13 protein-coding genes are annotated in these 18,329 nt (G+C 71.2%); 9 read left to right on the forward strand and 4 right to left on the reverse strand.

All coding sequences use genetic code 11. The annotated features are described in order from the left end of the window. Window positions 1-1,017: an iron ABC transporter substrate-binding protein gene (locus tag BLT82_RS24530; protein WP_093658462.1), complete on the reverse strand. Its 1,017-nt coding sequence runs from the start codon at window positions 1,015-1,017 to the stop codon at window positions 1-3. Between the two features lie 317 nt (window positions 1,018-1,334). On the opposite strand from BLT82_RS24530, the gene BLT82_RS24535 reads away from it, so the two are divergent. From BLT82_RS24535 to BLT82_RS24565, 7 genes are all read left to right on the forward strand, one after another. Then, window positions 1,335-3,974 carry an AMP-binding protein gene (locus tag BLT82_RS24535; RefSeq protein ID WP_093658464.1) on the forward strand — a complete coding sequence of 880 codons (2,640 nt, stop codon included), beginning with the start codon at window positions 1,335-1,337 and terminating at the stop codon, window positions 3,972-3,974. Between the two features lie 564 nt (window positions 3,975-4,538). Next, window positions 4,539-5,537 carry a 3-oxoacyl-ACP synthase III family protein gene (locus tag BLT82_RS24540; RefSeq protein WP_244292113.1) on the forward strand — a complete coding sequence of 333 codons (999 nt, stop codon included), beginning with the start codon at window positions 4,539-4,541 and terminating at the stop codon, window positions 5,535-5,537. 2 nt (window positions 5,538-5,539) lie between these two features. After that, a complete protein-coding gene (locus BLT82_RS24545; RefSeq protein WP_244292114.1) occupies window positions 5,540-6,487 on the forward strand; it encodes a beta-ketoacyl-[acyl-carrier-protein] synthase family protein in 948 nt (315 codons plus the stop codon). Further along, a complete protein-coding gene (locus BLT82_RS24550) occupies window positions 6,487-8,451 on the forward strand; it encodes a fatty acid CoA ligase family protein (protein ID WP_093658470.1) in 1,965 nt (654 codons plus the stop codon). Before BLT82_RS24545 ends, BLT82_RS24550 begins: the two co-directional genes overlap by 1 nt. Continuing rightward, window positions 8,448-9,482 carry an NAD-dependent epimerase/dehydratase family protein gene (locus BLT82_RS24555; protein WP_244292115.1) on the forward strand — a complete coding sequence of 345 codons (1,035 nt, stop codon included), beginning with the start codon at window positions 8,448-8,450 and terminating at the stop codon, window positions 9,480-9,482. Before BLT82_RS24550 ends, BLT82_RS24555 begins: the two co-directional genes overlap by 4 nt. Before the next feature lie 2 nt (window positions 9,483-9,484). Then, on the forward strand, window positions 9,485-12,634 hold the full coding sequence (locus BLT82_RS24560; protein WP_093658474.1) for a non-ribosomal peptide synthetase: 3,150 nt from the start codon (window positions 9,485-9,487) through the stop codon (window positions 12,632-12,634). Then, window positions 12,631-13,314, forward strand: a complete 684-nt coding sequence (locus BLT82_RS24565; protein ID WP_093658476.1) for a formyltransferase family protein — start codon at window positions 12,631-12,633, stop codon at window positions 13,312-13,314. Before BLT82_RS24560 ends, BLT82_RS24565 begins: the two co-directional genes overlap by 4 nt. A 378-nt stretch (window positions 13,315-13,692) precedes the next feature. On the opposite strand, the gene BLT82_RS24570 is transcribed toward BLT82_RS24565, so the two are convergent. Then, complete coding sequence (locus BLT82_RS24570; protein WP_093658677.1) at window positions 13,693-14,040, reverse strand: helix-turn-helix transcriptional regulator; 348 nt, start codon at window positions 14,038-14,040, stop codon at window positions 13,693-13,695. Window positions 14,041-14,300: 260 nt separating this feature from the next. On the opposite strand from BLT82_RS24570, the gene BLT82_RS24575 reads away from it, so the two are divergent. After that, window positions 14,301-14,699, forward strand: a complete 399-nt coding sequence (locus BLT82_RS24575) for a universal stress protein (RefSeq protein WP_244292116.1) — start codon at window positions 14,301-14,303, stop codon at window positions 14,697-14,699. Window positions 14,700-14,744: 45 nt separating this feature from the next. Then, window positions 14,745-15,812 (forward strand): TerC family protein, encoded by a 1,068-nt coding sequence (locus BLT82_RS24580; RefSeq protein ID WP_093658478.1) that lies wholly within the window; start codon window positions 14,745-14,747, stop codon window positions 15,810-15,812. A 545-nt stretch (window positions 15,813-16,357) separates the two neighbouring features. Here BLT82_RS24580 and BLT82_RS24590 read toward each other — a convergent pair. Together BLT82_RS24590 and BLT82_RS24595 are read right to left on the reverse strand one after the other, a co-directional pair. Continuing rightward, window positions 16,358-17,035, reverse strand: coding sequence for a response regulator (locus BLT82_RS24590; RefSeq protein WP_093658681.1), 678 nt, complete (start codon window positions 17,033-17,035; stop codon window positions 16,358-16,360). Between the two features lie 8 nt (window positions 17,036-17,043). Continuing rightward, window positions 17,044-18,258 (reverse strand): sensor histidine kinase, encoded by a 1,215-nt coding sequence (locus BLT82_RS24595; protein WP_093658482.1) that lies wholly within the window; start codon window positions 18,256-18,258, stop codon window positions 17,044-17,046. Window positions 18,259-18,329: the final 71 nt, after the last annotated feature.

Below are 18,329 nucleotides of genomic sequence, written 5' to 3' on the forward strand. Positions count from 1 at the left end.
TCAGACCATTCCGACGTCCTGGAGCATGGCCAGGGTTTCCTTCAGCGAGTCGAGCCTGCCGAGGTCGATCTTCGGGGGCTGGAGGGAGTCCAGCGGCGGGAGCCCGTTGGCGGCCTTGACGCCCGCTGCCAGCGGGTACTCCTTGGTCTCGTCGGCGAAGTGCTTCTGGGACTCGGCCGAGAGCAGGAAGTCGACGGCCTTCTGTGCGTACTCGCTCTGCTTCTTGTCGGCGCCCTTCAGCTTGCCCACCCCGGCCACGTTGACCAGTCCGCCCGGGTCGCCCTCGGGCAGGAAGTGGATCCTGGCCTTGATCTTGTCCTCGCCCTCCTCGGCGGCCTTCGCGAACCAGTAGTAGTGGTTGAGCAGGCCGAGTGAGACCTCGCCTTCGTCCACGGCCCTGAGCACCTCGTCGTTCTTCTCGTACGCCTTGGGCTTGTTGGCCTTGAGGCCCTTGAGCCAGGTACGCGTGGCGTCGTCGCCCTCCAGGACGCGCATGCCGGTGACGAACGCCTGGAAGGAGGCGTTCGTGGGCGCGTATCCGACCTTGCCCTTCCACTCGGGCTTGACCAGGTCGTGGACGGAGTCCGGAGGTGTGGCGGCCTTGTCGGGGTTGTACGCGAGGACACGGACGCGTCCGCTGACGCCGACCCAGTCACCGGCCGCGCTCCGGTGGGACGGTGCCACCTCGTCCAGGGTGCTGCTGGGCAGTGGCGCGAGGCGGCCCTCCTTGGACAGCGCCCCGAGGGCCCCCGCGTCCTGCGAGAGGAAGAGGCCGGCCTCGGTCTCGTCACCCTCTTCCAGGAGCTGGGCGGAGAGTTCGGCGCTGTCGCCGTAGCGGACCTCGACCCGGGTGTTGAGGGAGTCCTCCAGCTTCTCGATCAGCGGCCCGACGAGGTTCTCGTTCCGGCCCGAGTAGATGACGAGCCCGGCGGGCTCGTCGCTGCAGGCCCCGAGAGCGGGGATGAGCAAGGTCGCCGCGGCGAGCGCGGTGAGGCTGCGGGCCAAGGGGCGGCGCATGGCGGGTGATGCCTTCCTGCCGTGCCCACCGCCGTCACCGCACGGGGCGATGCCATGGGTGAGCGGCGAAACGGTGCCGGGGAACCTGTGAACAGAGTATTGATAAGGTAAACCTTGCCTAACGGTCAAGGGTGACCTGTATAACAGCTCGGCCGCAGAAGGCCCACCGAGCGGGATCCGCCCGGATCACTCACCCCCAACCTTCGGGCGCGTCCGGACAGTTGGGGTTCACACGGCCCATCCGGCCGCACCCCCCGCCCCGCGGGGGGCGCCCCCGCCCCCTTCCGCATAAGGGAAGCCTTACCTACGATGCGCCCGTGACGCTCCACCTCGCACCGCCCACCAGCGGTAAGACGCTCCCCCTCGCCGCCGACCTCGCCGTCCACGGCGACCGGCCCGCCCTGATCACCCCGGACGGTGAGATCTCCTACCGTGAGCTGGCCGCACGAGTGGCGGAGACCCGCCTGCGCCTCGGCTCCGAGCGACGGCTCGTACTGCTGCCCGGCGCCAACAGCGCCGAGGCCCTCGTCGTCCATCTCGCCGCACTGTCGGCGGGCCATCCCGTGCTGCTCGTGCCGGGTGATCATGCAGGAGCCGTCGAGTCGCTGACCGCCGCGTACGACCCCGATGTCGTCGTGCACCCGGCAGCGGGGCAGTGGGTCCTCGAGGAGCGGCGCGCGGTCTCCGCCCATGCGCTCCACCCGGACCTGGCTCTGCTGCTCAGCACATCCGGCTCGACCGGATCGCCGAAGCTGGTCCGGCTCTCGCACGAGAACCTGCAGTCGAACGCGGAGTCGATCGCCACCTACCTCGGCATCCAGGACACCGATCGCGCCGCGACGACCCTGCCCATGCACTACTGCTACGGGCTGTCCGTCATCCACAGCCATCTGCTGCGCGGAGCGGGCCTCGTCCTCACCGGTCTGTCGGTGGCGGACTCCTGCTTCTGGGAGCTTTTCCGGGAGACCCGCGGCTCCTCTTTCGCCGGCGTCCCGTACACCTTCGACCTGCTCGACCGGGTCGGCTTCGCCGACATGGACCTCCCCCATCTGCGGTACGTGACCCAGGCCGGCGGCCGGCTGGCGCCCGACCGAGTAGCGCATTACGCCGAGCTCGGAGCGCGCCGCGGCTGGGACCTGTTCGTCATGTACGGCCAGACCGAGGCGACCGCCCGGATGGGCTACCTCCCGCCCGAGCTGGCAGCCGCGCACCCCGGGGCGATCGGGGTGCCGGTACCCGGCGGGTCGTTCCGGCTCGAGCCCGTGGAGGGCCGGACCGGCCGGGAATGCGGGGAAGGACCAACCGGGGAAACCGCGGAGACCGGAGAACTCGTGTACACCGGGCCGAACGTCATGCTCGGCTACGCCCGCACCCCGGACGACCTCGCCGTGGGCAGGACCGTGGACGAGCTGCGCACCGGCGACATCGCGCGGCGCACCCCCGAGGGCCTGTACGAAATCGTGGGCCGGCGCAGCCGGTTCGTAAAGATCCTCGGCCTGCGCATCGACCCGCAGCAGATCGAGGCGATGCTCGAAGGGCACGGCGTCACCGCGCTCTGCGCGGGCGACGACGAGGCGCTCGGTGTCGTCGCCGTCGGTGCGAGCGACTCCGACGGACGGCGGATACGAAGACTCGTCGCGGACGAGTGCGGCCTGCCGGCGCGCGCGGTCCGCGTCCACCTCGTGGCAGACCTCCCGCGCCTGCCCACGGGCAAGCCCGACCACCGGGCCGTGCGTGAGCTCACCCGCCCGGCCGACGACACCCTCCCCGGCGCGGAACCCGCCGCGGGCAGGGGCAGCACCGAGGACCTGTGCGCGCTCTACGCACGGGTTCTCGACCGCTCCGACGTGACGGAACACAGCACCTTCGTCGGGCTCGGGGGTGACTCGCTGTCGTACGTCGAGATGTCCATCAGCCTCGAAGAGCGGCTCGGGCACCTGCCTTCCGACTGGCATGTGACGCCGATCCGCGACCTCGAGCCGCCGAGCCGGAAACGCCCTTCACGCGTACGCGCCCTGGAGACCGGTGTCGCCCTGCGAGCCGTGGCGATCCTCTGCATCGTCGGCTCGCACATCCCCGTCTTCAACATCAAGGGCGGAGCGCACCTGCTGCTCGCCGTCGCGGGGTACAACTTCGCGCGATTCCACCTCACCACCGCCGAACGACGTGACCGCATCCGCCACATCCGGACGAGCATCGCCCGCGTCGCGCTGCCCAGCATGGTCTGGATCGGCTTCGCCCTCCTCGTCACCGACCACTACACCCTCACCAACCTCCTCCTGCTGCACAACGTCCTCGACCCGCAGGACACCGGACCGGGAATCCACCTCTGGTTCATCGAGGCCCTCGTCTACATCCTGATCGCCGCCGTCGCCCTTCTCGCCCTGCCGGTGGTGGACCGCACGGAGCGGCGTTTCCCCTACGGCCTGCCCCTGACGCTCGCGGCTCTCGGCCTCCTCACACGCTACGACCTCGTCGGCCTGCCCGACCGCTCACACATGACGGACGCAGTGACGGTCTTCTGGCTGTTCACGCTGGGCTGGGCGGCGGCCAAGGCCCGTACGGTCGCCCACCGGTTGCTCGTCACCTTCACGGTGCTGGCCACCGTGCCCGGCTTCTTTCCCGACGAGCCGCTCCGCGAGGCCTTCGTCATCGCCGGTTTCGCACTGCTCGTCTGGGTGCGCACCCTTCCCGGCCGCGAGCGCGTGAACCAGATCGCCGGTCTGCTGGCGACCGGCTCGATGTACATCTATCTGACCCACTGGCAGATCTACCCGCTCATCGACGACTTCTCCAGGCATCTGGCGTTCCTCGCCTCGCTGCTGTTCGGCGTCGCCTACGCCACCGCCGCGACCCGCCTGATGCGGGGACGACTGCCCCTTCCGCCCGGGCTGCGCCGGCCGGGGCTGCTCCGCCTCGCCCACGGACGTCTCGTCCCCGGCCGAAGCAGGTCGTGACGCAGGCCCCCGACCCGGTCGAAATCCAGCCAGACTCGTGGGCCGATTGTGAACAATCGGCCCACGATGCCGTTCTTCCCGCGCCGCCGGCCCGACGGAAACGGTGAGACGGCATTCCGACTCGGCACCGTTCGGGCCAACGGCCCGCAGCACCCCGGGAGAAGTCTCCGCATTCTACGGAATCATTCACTCCGGATATCCTTCGTCATCGTGCCGTCATAAGCGGCCGCCGATTTTCCGCCATCACGCACAGCGACCCTCCGCCAACGGCGAGTGGTGATCGTCACAGGCCTGCGGCGTGAGACCGCCCGGACCGGTGCGATAACGTCGGTGTGCAGCGCACCGATGTCCGGGATTTCCCTGTCGCCGGACCACGTCCCGCCGACGGTGAAACCAGAATTTATCGATGGCTTCACCGCACGAGAACATGACGCGGACCATGGTTTCCTGACGTCTGTTCATCATTCACCGCGACGCCGCGCCGCGTGAACGAGAAACCACCGGGAGAGGTTTGTGTACAACAGTCGCTTAGCGTCCATCGGGGCCTATCTGCCATCGGCTTCGATGAGCACTCCGGAACTCCTGGCCCGCATGGAGAAGGCACCTGAATTCGACCTCTTCAAAATTACCGGAATGGCCGAGCGCCGGGTCGCGGACGACACCGGCGACAGGCCAGAGGACTGCCTCACCATGGCCGTGTCGGCGGCTCGTGAGTGCCTTGGCCGCTCGCGCTACGCCGCCGACGAGATCGACATCGTGATCTCCTGCTCCATCAGCCGTACGACGGACGGCCGCCGCCACCAGTTCGAGCCGTCGTTCGCCCGTCGCATCGCCGGGGAAATCGGCGCGGACAGGGCGATTCACTTCGATGTGTCCAACGCCTGCGCAGGCATGATGACCGGTGTCTATCTACTGGACCGCATGATCCGCTCGGGTGAGGTGCGCAGCGGTCTGGTGCTCAGCGGAGAGCACATCACCCCGATCGCCTTCACCGCCGCCCGCGAGATGGAGGACAGCCGGGACCCTCAGTTCGCCTCCCTGTCCGTCGGTGACTCCGCCGTCGCCGTCCTCGTCGACCGCGCCACCGACGACGCCGACGTCATCCACGACATCGAACTGATGACCTGCTCGGAGTACTCGCACCTGTGCCTGGGCATGCCCAGCGACGACACCGGCGATCTGGCCATGTACACCAACAACAAGGAGATGCACGCCGAGGACCGTCTCGCGCTGTGGCCGGCCTTCCACCGCGACAGACTCGCCGACGACGGCCGCCGGTTCGCCGACGAGGGGTACGACTTCGTGGTCCAGCACCAGGTCGGCAGCCGCTTCATCGACTACATGAACCACGTGGGCGAGAGCACTTTCGGGACACCGATGCCCGAGTCCCTCTCGGTCGTGGAGCAGTTCGCCAACACCGCGACCACCTCCCACTATCTGGTCCTGCACCAGGCACTCATGGAGCGCCGCATACCCAGGGGCTCGAAGATCCTCATGGTGCCCGCCGCCTCGGGCGTGGTGACCGGGTTCCTGTCCGCGACCGTCTCCTCCCTGGAGGTGTGACAGTGGCCACGGTCATCACCTCGACGGCACTGAGCCCCGCCGACGAGACCGGCAGCGCGATCGGTTACGCGGCCTCCGCCGGAAGTGCGTGTCTGCGTCGAGCGGGTCTCACCCCCGCGGACGTCGACGTGCTGATCAACGTCGGCGTCTACCGCGACTCCAACGTCTCCGAGCCGTCCGTCGCCGCGCTCATCCAGAAGCGCATCGGCATCAACCTGGACTACCTGCACGCCACCGACAGGCATGCCGCGTTCTCGTTCGACCTGATGAACGGTGCCTGCGGCGTGCTCAACGCCGTCCAGGCCGGGGGTTCGCTGCTGGTGGCCGGCAGCGCCCGCCGCGTGCTGGTGGTCTCGGCCGACACCCACCCCTCGATGGACCCGGCCAGAGCGGGCACGGCCGCGTTCCCGTATGCGAGCACCGGCGCGGCACTGCTGCTGGAACGCAGCGACGACGCCCGCGGCTTCGGACGAGTGCACCACCGTTCGCTGCCGGGCGGCCACGGCGTCAACGGATATCTGCCGCTGTACGAGGCGGGCTCCGAAGGCCGCAACACCATAGCCGTGGACCGCGACAGCGGCGTGGTGGAGCGGATGCTCGATCTCGCCGTCGACTCCGTGCGCGACGCGCTGGCAGCCGAGTACGGAGCGGAAGCGGCCCAGGCACCGACCGCCCTGGACCGCACCCTGCTGATCACCTCTCAGCCGTCGCACGACTTCGCCTCCCGCCTGTCCAAGCGCCTGGGCCTGGCAGCGGATGCCGCGGTGACCGTCGAAGGGCTCAAGGGCGACCCGCACACCTCCGCACTCACCTACGGCTTCACGCAGGCCCGGGACTCGGGAAGGCTCGCGGGCCACGACCGGATCCTCTTCCTCGCCGTCGGCGCGGGCCTGAGCTCGGCGACGTCCCTCTACCGTCTGACCGGCGACCCCGAGGGAGCCGTCCGCTGATGTCCGGCACCATGACCGGGCCGAGCCGGCACGCGTCCCTGGCCGAACTGCTCGCCCGGCACGCCACCCGTACCCCCGACAGGGCAGCCGTCGTCCATCCGGCCAGGAGGCAGGACTCGTCGGGGCCACCCGCCTACACGTCGATCGGCTACGGCGACTTCGCCACCCGGGTCACCGCATGCGCCGCCGGTCTCAGGGCTCGTGGCATCGGCCGCGGCACCCGGACCGCCCTGCTGGTGACTCCCGGCGCCGACCTGCTCATCCTGGTCTTCGCCCTGATGCACACGGGCGCGGTGCCCGTGGTGGTCGACCCCGGCATGGGGCTGGGCCGCATGCTGGACTGCATCCGCCGGGTCGGGGTCCAGGCCTTCATCGGCGTACCGTCCGCGCACCTGCTCCGGCGTCTTCGGCCGCGTGCCTTCGCCGGAGTGAGGAGCGTGATCACGCTGCCCCGGGGGAACGGCACCGGACTCGAGGAGCTGTCCGCCCTCGGTGCGGACCGGCCGCAGCTGCCTCCGCAGGCGTCCGGGCCGGACGACGTCGCGCTGATCGGCTACACCACCGGCAGTACGGGTCCGGCCAAGCCGGTCGAGATCACCGTCGGCATGCTGCGGGGGATGGCCGACGGCGTCGAAGCCGGCCACTTCACCGCCGACATGACCAGCACCCTGGTCACCGTGCCGCTGATGGGTGTGTTCGACCTCGCGGCGGGGCGCACGGTGGTGGTGCCGAGGATGAACATGGGCCGGGTCGGCGCCGCCGACCCGGCGCTGCTCACCGACGCGATCCGGCGCTTCGGTGTGAACGCCATGTTCGCCTCGCCCGCCCTGCTGGGACCGCTCTCCGCCCATCTGGCGAAAACCGGCGCCCAAGTGCCGTCACTGCGACTGATCGTCTCCGGTGGGGCCCCGGTGAGCCCTGGACTGATGAGCGCGCTGCGTGCCGTACTGCCGGACGAGGCACGCGTGTTCAGCACCTACGGGTCGACCGAGGCACTGCCGATGGCGCTGGTCGAGAGCAGGGAGGCACTGGCCGGACCCGCCGACGGCCCCGCCTCCGCCCTCGGTGTCTGTGTGGGGCGGCCCGCGCCCGGCACAACGGTCCGCACCATCGAGGTCAGCGACGGGCCGGTTCCCTTCTGGACGCCCGAACTGCCGGTCGGGGAGGGTGAGATGGGCGAGATCGTGGTCAGCGGCCGGGCGGTCAGCCCGCGCTACTTCCGCTCTCCCGGGGCCGATGCGGAGCACAAGATCCAGGACGGCGGGCGTCGCTGGCACCGCACCGGTGACATCGGATGGATCGACGGCGAGGGCCGCATCTGGTTCTGCGGACGCAAGAGCCACCGTGTCCGCACGGCGAACGGCGACCTGCACACCGTGCGCTGCGAGGGCGTCTTCAACGTCCACCCGCAGGTCAAGCGCACGGCACTGGTCGGCTTCGGCCCGCACGGCGAGCAGCGACCCGTGCTGTGCGTGGAGCTCGAACCGGGCACAGGTCCGGCACACTGGCCGCGGATCGAGGGCGAGTTGCGCGCTCTGGGCGCCGACAACCCGGTGACCAAGGGAATCGAGGACTTCCTGCCGCACCCCGCCTTCCCCGTGGACATCCGCCACAACGCCAAGATCCGCCGGGAGCTGCTGGCAGGCTGGGCCGAGGACCGGCTCACCGGCAGTCGCCGCCCGACCGCCGCGGACCTGGCGCTGCGCACCGTCCCGCTGCTCGGCTGGGCCTATCTGCCGGCCTGGCCGCTGCTGCCCTGGGACCACGTGGCGCTGACCGCCCTGTGGTGGATCGACGCCTTCCTGAGCGTCGTGGTCCATGCGCTCCAGATACCGTCCGCCCTGCGCGTGGAGCAGGAACTCGCCACCGGGCGAAGGCCGTGGGCCACGGCCGCGCTCACCATGCTGTTCGGTGCGACCTGGTGGCGCCGGCGCGGCGGCAGGCCGAAGGGGGCGGCCGCGTGAAGGTACTGGTGACGGGCGCGTCCGGGTTCCTGGGCAGCCACATCGTCGATGCCTGTCTGCGCGCGGGCGACGAGGTGCGGGTCCTCGTCCGCGAGGAGAGCGACCTCAGCCATCTGCGCACCGTCGCCGGGGTCGAGTTCGCGTACGGAGATCTGCGTGACGCCGCGTCCCTGCGCAGAGCGACGGACGGCATCGACGTCGTGCACCACAGCGCGGCCCGGGTCACCGACCGAGGCACCCGGGCCCAGTTCCGGGACGAGAACGTCGCGGGCACCGAGCGTCTGATGACGGCGGCCCGGCGGGCCGGGGCACGGCGCTTCGTGTTCATCAGCAGCCCCAGCGCGCTGATGGGCGTTCGCGGGGGTGACCGGCTCGACATCGACGAGAGCGAGCCGTACCCCGCGCGGCACCTCAATCTCTACTCGGAGACCAAGGCCGAAGCGGAGCGTCTCGTCCTGGCCGCGGACAGCGGGGAGTTCACCACCGTCGCACTGCGCCCGCGGGCCGTGTGGGGGCCGCGTGACCACTCCGGTTTCATGCCGCGGCTGATCGCGAAGATGATGACGGGAAGTCTGCCCGACCTCTCCGGTGGCAGGCCGGTGTACGCCTCGCTGTGCTACTGCGAGAACGCCGCCGATGCCTGTGTGAAGGCGGCACGTGCCGACGGGGTCGGCGGCCGGGCGTACTTCATCGCCGACCGCAAGCCGGTGGAGGTGTGGAGCATGCTCGCCGTCCTCGCCGGACGGTTCGGCGGCAGACCCCCCACCCGGCAGGTCTCCCACGGTCTGCTGCGGGCACTCGCCTTCACGGCGGACACGGTCTGGAAGCTGCCGCCGCTGGCCAGGCGCTCCTCCCCGCCGCTCTCCCGGTACACGCTGGCCCTGCTGACGCGTTCGGCGACGTACGACACCTCGGCCGCACGGCGGGACCTGGCCCCGCCGCCGGTCGCCCACGAGGCGGGGATGGCACGGCTCGAGGCCTGGATCGACAGCATCGGCGGCGTCAACGAGTACATCAGAAGGGTGCAGTAGTCATGAGCGCGCAGCACGCCGCCGTGGGCGGCGGTGCCGGTACCGGGTCCCGCGGCCGGGCGGACTTCCGCCGGTCCGTCTCCCCCACCGAGTGGTCCTATCTTGCCGCCGCCCGGCTGGGCGAACTGCTGGTGCTCCAGCTGGTGGTCGAGGGTACCGGGCCGATCGACGCCCTGGCCCTGAGCCGTGCCGTGGCCGAGGCCTCGGCGTCCTGCCCCGGCTCGCGGCTGGTGCGCCGCGGCAGGACGTGGGTCGACAGCGGACGTCCGGCACGGGTCGTGGTCGTCGAAGGAACGCCGTTCGACCGCACGGCGCTCACGGGACCACCGGAACTCAACGCCCCGCTCGCCCACGCGGAGGACCGCCCGGGCTGCGAAGTGCTGCTGCTCACCGGCGAACCCGCCACCGTGGTCTTCAGGGCGTCCCACTCCGTGATGGACCTCAAGGGCGTGTCGCTGTGGGCCGCGGAGGTGTTCCGGGCCCTGCGCGGTGAACCCCCGCGGGGCGCCACGGACTCGCTGGCCGACTACACGCTGCTGGACGCGGTGGGCAGGACCGGGCAGCGGCCCCCGCTCGGGCTCGACCAGCGCTCACCGCTCGGCGGCCGGCCGGGCAGCGGTTCGGTGTGGCGGCGGCGTACGGTGGCCGGCCGCCACGCGGCGCTGGCCGCCAAGGTGGCGGCAGCGGTCGCGGAGGGCGTACCCGGTCCGGGGGCCCGGATCATGGTCCCCGTGGACCTGCGACGTCACGCCCCCGGTGTGTCGTCGACGGCCAATCTGGCCCTGCCGGTGTTCCTCGACGTCCCGTCCGGTCAGGGCGCGGACGCCGTCCACCGGCGGTTGCTGGGCGCGCTGGCCTCCCGGCGGGAACTGGCCGCCGGCACGGAGGCGGCCCTGGCCCGCCTTCCGCTTCGGGCGGCTGCGGCCTTGGTGGGCGCGTCACGGGCCGTCGCCTCGGCACGGCACCGGTACCTGGCGTCCGCCATCGTGTCGAACGTCGGCCGGCTTGCGCCGGCCGACTTCAGCGCCGGGGAGTTCACCGCAACGACCGTCTACGCCCTGCCGGTGCACGCTCCCCTGGTACCGGTCAACATCGCGCTGCTGGAACTGCCCGAGCACGTCGAGCTCGTGGTCTCCGCCCGTGGAGCCGCGGACGTCGGCGAGCGCTGCGAGGCCCTGCTGGACCGCATCGACTCCGCGCTCGGCGCGGACGCGACGGCCTCGGGCACGCCGCCCCCGGCACCGCCGCGGAAGCCCGCTGCCGCAAAGCTGCTGCTCTCGCCCGGCCCCGGCGGACTTCCTTCGCTGGAGCACTCGGTGGTTCAGCTGTTCCGGGCGCAGGCCGCCCGCCGGCCGGACGCACCCGCCGTGCTCGGCGACGACCTGCGGTGGTCGTACGCGGAACTGGACCGTCGCTCCGACGCCGTCGCGGCCGAACTGCTCACCCTCGGCGTCCGGCGCGGCGAGGTCGTCGCCGTCCTGGCGGACCGTTCGGCAGCCGGCCTGGCCGGAGTCTGGGGCGTCCTGAAGGCGGGCGCGGCCTTCCTGCCCGTCGACGTGCGCAATCCGGCGCGACGGGTCGAGGAACTGCTGCACGACGCGGGGGCCGGCATCTGTCTCGCGGAGAAGTCCTGGTGCGACCGGGCTCAGGGCAGCGGATGCACGACGATCCTCCTCGAGGACGTCGCGGGCGACGGAGCGACCGTCGACGAGCGGGGTCGCGCGGCCCTCACCGCCGCCGCTCCCGGCCCCGACGATCTGGCGTACGTCATCTACACGTCGGGCTCCACGGGCAGGCCGAAGGGCGTACAGATCGAGCACCGCAGCCTGACCAACGTCGTCGGGTGGATCGCCCCCTTCATGCGCTGCGACGAGGAGACCCGGGCCGCGTACTCCTTCTCCCCCGGATTCGACCTCTCGATCATGCAGATCTTCCCGCCCCTGGTGCACGGCGGTGCCGTCGTGCCAGTGCCGGGCGAACTCGACCACGTCAAGCTGCGCGAGATGTTCTCCGGACGGCTGGCCAACACCCTCGGGCTGACGCCGACCCACCTCGCTCTCGCCCGGCGACTCGGAATCCGCGCTATGGGCATCCGCGCCCTCCAGTCCGGCGGCGAGAATCTCACCACGGCCGGCAGCAGCCGGGCACGCGCGTCGTTCGGACCCGACTGTCTCTTCGTGAACATCTACGGCCCCACCGAGGCCACGGTGGCCTGCACCGTCGCCGTGGTCGACGACGTGACCGGACGCCCGTCCGCACCGATCGGAGTGCCGGTGCACCGCACGTCCGTGGCCGTACTCGACGAGCGGGGAAGCGAAGTCCCGGACGGGGAGCCGGGCGAACTCCATGTGACCGGCGTCCAGCTGGCCCGGGGCTACCTCGGCCGCCCCGACCTGACGGCCGACCGTTTCGTCTACCTCCCGGACGGCCGACGCGCCTACCGCACGGGTGATCTGGTGCTCCGCCTGCCCGACGGACAACTGGAGTACGTCGGCCGGATCGACTCACAGGTGAAGATCCGAGGTCACCGTGTCGAGCCGGGCGAGGTCGAGGCCGCGCTCACCGCTCTGCCGGACATCGCGCAGGCCGCGGTGGTCGCCCGCCGCAGGAACGACACCGGCGCGCAGGCGCTGTGCGCTTTCGTGGTGCCGGCCCGCAGCGCAGCCGCCTTCGACGGGGCGGCCGTACGTGCGGATCTCGAGCGCTCGCTGCCGTCCCACCTGGTTCCCACGGTGATGTGTGCGGTCACCGGGCTGCCGGAGACAGCCAGCGGCAAGACCGACCGCAACGCGCTGCCGAATCCCTTCGACGGGGCGCCCGCTCTCGTGGGGGCGAGCGACCTCCCGGGCCCCGCCATCGGACCGCGTCCCGCGGGGGCGGCGGACGATCCGGGACCCGGTGTGGCCTCGGTGACGGCCGGGATCTGGGCCCGTGTCCTGCGCTGCGACGCCAAGGACCTCGATGCCTCGTCCGACTTCCATGCTCTGGGCGGCGATTCGCTCGCCGTCCTGGAGATGCTGGCCGCGCTGGGCGAGGAGGTGCTGGGCAGGGACGCGGAGCAGCGGTTCCTGACCCAACTCGGCTCCCTGAGCGAGAGGCTGACGCTCGGCCGGGTCGTCGAAGCCGTCGAGGCGCTGCGGAGCGGGTCGTGATCTTCGTCGGAGAGGGCGCTCTCCTGTGGCGCGCCGTTCAGCACACCCTCGACAGCGACCTGCCGGTGGACCTGGTCTGCGGGCCTCCCCCCGCTGTGAACACCACTCGGCCCGATGTTCCCTTCCGCGCCGTCGCGGACGTCAACTCCGTGGCGGCCGAACTGGTCGCCGCCAGCACGGACGGCGTCGTCTGGTCGCTGAACAACCGGATGATCTTCCGTGCGCCGGTGCTGTCCCGCGGGCTTCGCGTCCTCAACGTCCACCACGGTCCGCTGCCCGCCTACCGGGGGCTGCCGGAAGTGGCCCTGGTCTACGCGATGTTGCGTGGCGAGCGGGAGTTCGCCGCGACCCTCCACCAGGTGGACGACGGAATCGACACCGGCCCCATCCTGGCCGCCGATCGCTTTCCGATCGGGCCCGACGAGCCGTTCCACATGGTTCTGCGCCGCGGACTGCGGGTCTGCCACCGGCTCTTCGAGCGTTGTCTGCCCCTGGTGGCAGCCGACCCCGCCTGGAACGGCGAACCGGCCCGCCCCGGCGGTGCCGGCCCCGACGGGTACTTCGGCCGCAGGGAGCTGGCCCGTCTGCCCGACCACCGGGACCACCCGGAGTTCAGCCGGGCCACCAACCTGGGCTTCCTCGCGGACTACCTCCCGGAGCTCGCCGCGGTCCTGGATTGAAGCGACCGCGGATCCGTCGGGGCCACGAGCCGCGCGGTCGCTGCCTCTGGCCAGATCAGGCGGGCCAGGTGCAGTTGGCGGCGTTCCTCGAGTTCCTCTCAGCGCGGGTGACGGTTGAAACGAGCCGGGAGCGGGATGCTCGCCCGGCCCAGGGGCCCGCTACTCGGACAGGTCGAGCCGGATCGGCATCAGCAGGTGTGCCGTAGCCGTCACCGGCCAAGTCGGGGTCGCACCACAGCGGGGAGGCAACCGGGGCGCTGGTCCTGGAGGTCAGTGGCCGATCGCCTTGTTCAGGACGGGTGCGCCGATGCCGGCATCCACCGCGTCGACCACGCCCGCGACGGCCTCGCGCACCCCCGGGCGGCAGTGGCTCCTCGGTCACGGCCTCGCGGCCGCATCCGCCTCGGCGCGCTCGGGTGCGGGTGGGTCTTCGCGGTGGAGGAAGGCCGTGAGGAGGTCGCCGACGGGATGGCCGGCCTCGTTGGGGTGGCGTAGGGCGACGGTGGGGTCGATGGTGTAGCGGTTGCGGCGCCCCACCCGGGTCCGGGTGAGGTACCCGGCGGCTTCCAGGTCGGCGACGATGATCTGCACCGCGCGTTCGGTGATGCCGATCCCGGCGGCGAGGTCACGCAGCCGGACCTCGGGGTCGTCGGCGATCCTCAGCAGCACCCGGGCGTGGTTGGTGAGGAACGTCCACTGGTCGCCGCGTGCTGGTGAGGGACTCATGAGCCTCATCATACGAACTCCGCTTCGCCTTTCAACGCTTTTACCGAAAGACCATTAGCGAAAGTTTTTTCGCGTAAAACTTGACGGGTGTCGCGGGCCGGGTGACGCTTGAGGGGATTCCTCCCGGCACAAGGAAGGCGGGTAGCGTCATGGCCCGATCGCTTTCTCCCTCCCCCCACGGCGGTGCCCCCCGCCCCGCACGTGCGGGGCTTGTGCAGCCGGTGGCTGCGGTGCTGACAGACCGCGTAGACGATGTGGCGGTGGCCGAGACCGCGGCGCGCATCGCGCTGACCCGGCGCGTGCCGCTGCTGCTGATCGCCGTGGTGCCCCCGCACATCCGTCAGTCGGGCCTGGGGCCGGCCACCGCGCCGGTGCGCGCGGTGCTCGCCCGGGTCATGCCGAAGATCGGGCCGCTCCACGTGGGCTACATCCCCGAGGTCTTCCATTTGCCCGCCCGGAACGGCTCGCGCCTGACGGCCGCGAAGGAGCTGCTGGCGCTGGCCACCCGGCACCGGGCTCCGGAGGTGGTGGTCTCCCGCCGCGGCCCCGAGGGCCTTGACGGTTTCGCCCTGATCGAGGCCGCGGCCCTGCGCGGCGGCCCCTGCGTCCACGCGGTCACGCCCCCCACATGGGCCTCACCGCGCCTGACGACGCAGTGATCCCCCCTACAGCGAGAAGAGTCCCGGAGAGGAAGCCGTTCAGCGATGAATGATCTGTCGTTCGCCGTCCCCTTTTGGGTGTGGGGCGCCGTCACCGTGGGCATCGGTGTGATGCTCGCCGTCGACCTGATCGCTCACCGCGACAACCACGTGATCGGCTTCCGCGAGGCCGCGATCTGGAGCGGCATCTGGATCGCCATGGGGCTCGGCTTCGGTGTCATCCTTCTGTTCTGGCAGGGCGGGGAGGTGTCCTCCACCTACTACGCCGGCTACCTGATCGAGAAGGCCCTGTCGATCGACAACGTGTTCGTCTTCGCGCTGGTCTTCTCCTTCTTCGCCGTGCCCGACGCCTACCAGCACAAGGTCCTCTTCTGGGGCGTCATCGGAGCCCTGGCCTTCCGGCTGGTGTTCATCTTCATCGGCGCCGAACTGCTCCAGCTGTTCTTCTGGACCGCCTACCTCTTCGGCGCGTTCCTGATCTGGACCGGCTGGAAGATGGCCTTCTCCAAGGACGAAGAGGTCCACCCCGACCGCAACCCCGTCGTCCGCCTGGTGAAGAAGCTCATCCCCACCGACCCGAACTTCCACGGCGACAAGTTCTTCACCCACACCAACGGACGTCGAGTGGCCACGCTGCTGTTCGTCGTCCTGGTCGCCATCGAGGCCACCGACCTGATCTTCGCCGTCGACTCCGTCGCCGCCGTCCTCGCGATCACCACCAACACCTTCCTGGTGTGGTCCGCCAACGCCTTCGCCGTCCTCGGCCTGCGCAGCCTCTACTTCTGTCTCGCCGGACTCCTGCGCCGCTTCCAGTACCTGCACTACGGCCTCGCGGTCCTCCTCGCCTTCGCCGGCGTCAAGCTCATCCTCTCCGAAACCCCCGTCGGCAAGCTCCCCATCCCGCTCACCCTCGGCGTCATCGCCGCCACCATCACCGTCTCCGTCATCTGGTCGCTGATCGCCACCCACAACCAGCCCCCGGCCTCCGGCACCGAGGGCCGGCCGGCTGGGGCCGGGGAAGGCCGGGCCGGCGGGGCCGGCGAACCCTCCGCTGGTCCCGCACCCCAGCAGTCCGCTGCCGGCCGTAGCCCTTGCACCAAGGACTCGCCATGACCACGCCCCAGGCACCCCAGCCGGCCGCCCCGACCCGAGCCCGGCTGAGGTGCACGTCCACCGCTTCGCCCTCCGCGCCGACGGCAGTGTCCTGGCGCCGTTCACCGGCTCCCGCGACGCGGCGGTGGCCGCCAACGCCGCAAAGCTCGCCGCACGCACCGGCCACCCCGTCACCGCCGCAGCAGTGCGGCACGTCTCGTCGCAGATGAAACGGCAGCATGGGAAACCCGGTGGCCGAACGCCAGGCTGCGGTTGGGGCACGCGTTCATCTGGCCCGCCACGCACGTGCCCCTGTGCCCCTCCCCCGGCCCTCCACGCGGCGGCCTACGCAACATGGCCGAACACGTGGCGGCGGAAGCCGAAGAGGTGCCCGGGCGACGGTACCCGAACTGGAGCTCTCCTCCGCCGTCGTCACCGGCGAGCCACTCACCCTCCTCGAAGCCGGCCCCCCGCCGCCCGGATCGAGGTCCGGACGGGGACTCCATGATGCGCAAGTTGCCGGAAGTGGACGCGCGAGCCGCTGTCTGCGGTGGCTGGTACGCCCGTCACCGCATTCGCCACGCGGCGGTCCCTCGGGGTGCCCGCGTGCGCTCGGGTCGGCGGCGGATGAGGCCGAGGTCGGTGGCGGCGGCGACGGCAGCGGTGCGGGAGTCGACGTCGAGTTTGGTGTAGATGCGGGCGAGGTGGGACTTGACGGTGCCTTCGGTCAGGTGAAGGCGTGCCCCGATGGCCTGGTTGGACAGGCCGTCGGCAACGAGTGCGAGGACTTCGGTCTCGCGTCGGGTCACGGCGGTGCCGGGGGCGCGTAGCCGGTTCATCAGCCGGTCGGCGACGGTGGGCGCGAGTGCGGTGCGGCCTGCGGCTGCGGTGCGCACGGCGGCGGCCAGTTCCTCGGGCGCGGCGTCTTTCAGGAGGTACCCGGTTGCGCCGGCTTCGATGGCGTGCAGAGTGTCGGCGTCGGAGTCGTACGTGGTGACGATCAGCACGCGGGGGGCTTGCGGCCGGGCCGTGATCTGGGCGGTGGCTTCGGCGCCGCCCATGCCTTTGCCGAACTGCAGGTCCATCAGCACGACGTCGATGTCTCCTTCGGCGGCGCGGGTGACGGCGTCCTCGGCGGTGGCGGCTTCGGCCATGACGACGAGGCCGTGTTCGGTTTCCAGCACGGCGCGCAGTCCGGCTCGTACGACGGGATGGTCATCGGCCAGGAGCAGGCGGATGGACATGTCGTCTGTCACGGGCGGGCCTCGGTCTCGGCTTGCGGGGTGAGGGGCAGTTGGGCGGCCAGCGCGGCGCCGTGGCCGGGGGCGGATTCGATCGTGAGGGTGCCTCCGAGGGCCTGGGTGCGGGCGTGCATGGCGGCCAGCCCGAAACCGCCGGCCTCGGGGTCGGGGGCGGGCAGGCGGGCGGGGTCGAACCCGCGTCCGTCGTCGGCAATGTCGAGAGCGACGTGGTCCCCGAGGTAGCGGAGGGTGACTTCGGCGGTGGTGGCCTCGGCGTGGTGGACGGTGTTGGCGAGGGCGGACTGGGCGATGCGGAGCAGGGCGACCTCGTGCGCGGTGGCGAGAGGGGCGGGGTCACCGGCGAGGTGGAAGCGTGCGGTGAGTCGGTGCCGGGCGGACGTGGTGGCGCACAGGCGTTCCAAGGCGCCGGCGAGGGTGGTGCCTTCCAGCGTGGGCGGGGTGAGGGCGGCGACGAAGCGGCGGGCCTCGGCGAGGTTGTCGATGGCGGCCTGCCGCGCCTGGTCGACGTAGCGGGCCGCGTTCTGTGGTGCCTGGGGCAGCGATCGTTCGGCGGCGCGCAGCAGCAGCTGGATGCTGGAAAAGCCTTGGGCGAGGGTGTCGTGGATCTCGCGCGCCAGGCGGTCGCGTTCGGACAGCACACCGGCGGTGTGCTGTGCGGCGGCCAGATCGGCTCGGGTAGCGGTGAGCTCTTCGATCAGCCTGCGGCGGTGTTCGCTCTCCCGGTACAGGGCCTGATACCCCCACACCACCGCGACCGCCACGGCGGCGCCGAGCACGGGACCGATGGCCATGGCGGGGCTGAAGGAGTGCTGGTGGGCAGCGAAGCCGGCGGTGGCTGCCGCCGCCGTGGCAGCCACCGCGACCAGTCCGGCGCGGCGGGGCAGCAGGTGCTGCTGGAGAAAGTACAGCGGGAAGGCCACCCACACGGCGTCGGGGGACAGGGCGAGCAGCACCAGCCAGCACGCGCCCACGGCGGCCAGCCACAGTGCGGCGGCCCGCCGCGAGCGGCGTACGCCCGGCAGCGTGGGCCCGACCGCGTACACCAGGCCGCATGCTGCCGATACGGCGACGATCCACCCGACGTGGGGCCGGCCGTCGGCCACGGCCCGGCCGGCGGCCAGGGCGAGCAGGCCGATGACCAGCAGATGCAGGCACCAGGCCAGGGCCCGGGTGGTCGGGGTCAGGGCGGGAGCAGCGGTGTTCACAGTGCGTCCCAGATTACGGAGGCCGGCACTCTGGCGCCTCCATCGAAAGTTGCAACCCTCGTGCCCTCTTT

The sequence above is a fragment of the Streptomyces wuyuanensis genome, from assembly GCF_900103455.1.
Classification (GTDB): domain Bacteria; phylum Actinomycetota; class Actinomycetes; order Streptomycetales; family Streptomycetaceae; genus Streptomyces; species Streptomyces wuyuanensis.

What these genes read in the sequence shown, in the direction of transcription:
- BLT82_RS24530 (WP_093658462.1), bottom strand. Translation starts at nt 1,017, where the DNA reads ATGCGCCGCCCCTTGGCCCGCAGCCTCACCGCGCTCGCCGCGGCGACC.
- BLT82_RS24540 (WP_244292113.1), top strand. Translation starts at nt 4,539, where the DNA reads ATGAGCACTCCGGAACTCCTGGCCCGCATGGAGAAGGCACCTGAATTC.
- BLT82_RS24550 (WP_093658470.1), top strand. Translation starts at nt 6,487, where the DNA reads ATGTCCGGCACCATGACCGGGCCGAGCCGGCACGCGTCCCTGGCCGAA.
- BLT82_RS24560 (WP_093658474.1), top strand. Translation starts at nt 9,485, where the DNA reads ATGAGCGCGCAGCACGCCGCCGTGGGCGGCGGTGCCGGTACCGGGTCC.
- BLT82_RS24570 (WP_093658677.1), bottom strand. Translation starts at nt 14,040, where the DNA reads ATGAGTCCCTCACCAGCACGCGGCGACCAGTGGACGTTCCTCACCAAC.
- BLT82_RS24580 (WP_093658478.1), top strand. Translation starts at nt 14,745, where the DNA reads ATGAATGATCTGTCGTTCGCCGTCCCCTTTTGGGTGTGGGGCGCCGTC.
- BLT82_RS24590 (WP_093658681.1), bottom strand. Translation starts at nt 17,035, where the DNA reads ATGTCCATCCGCCTGCTCCTGGCCGATGACCATCCCGTCGTACGAGCC.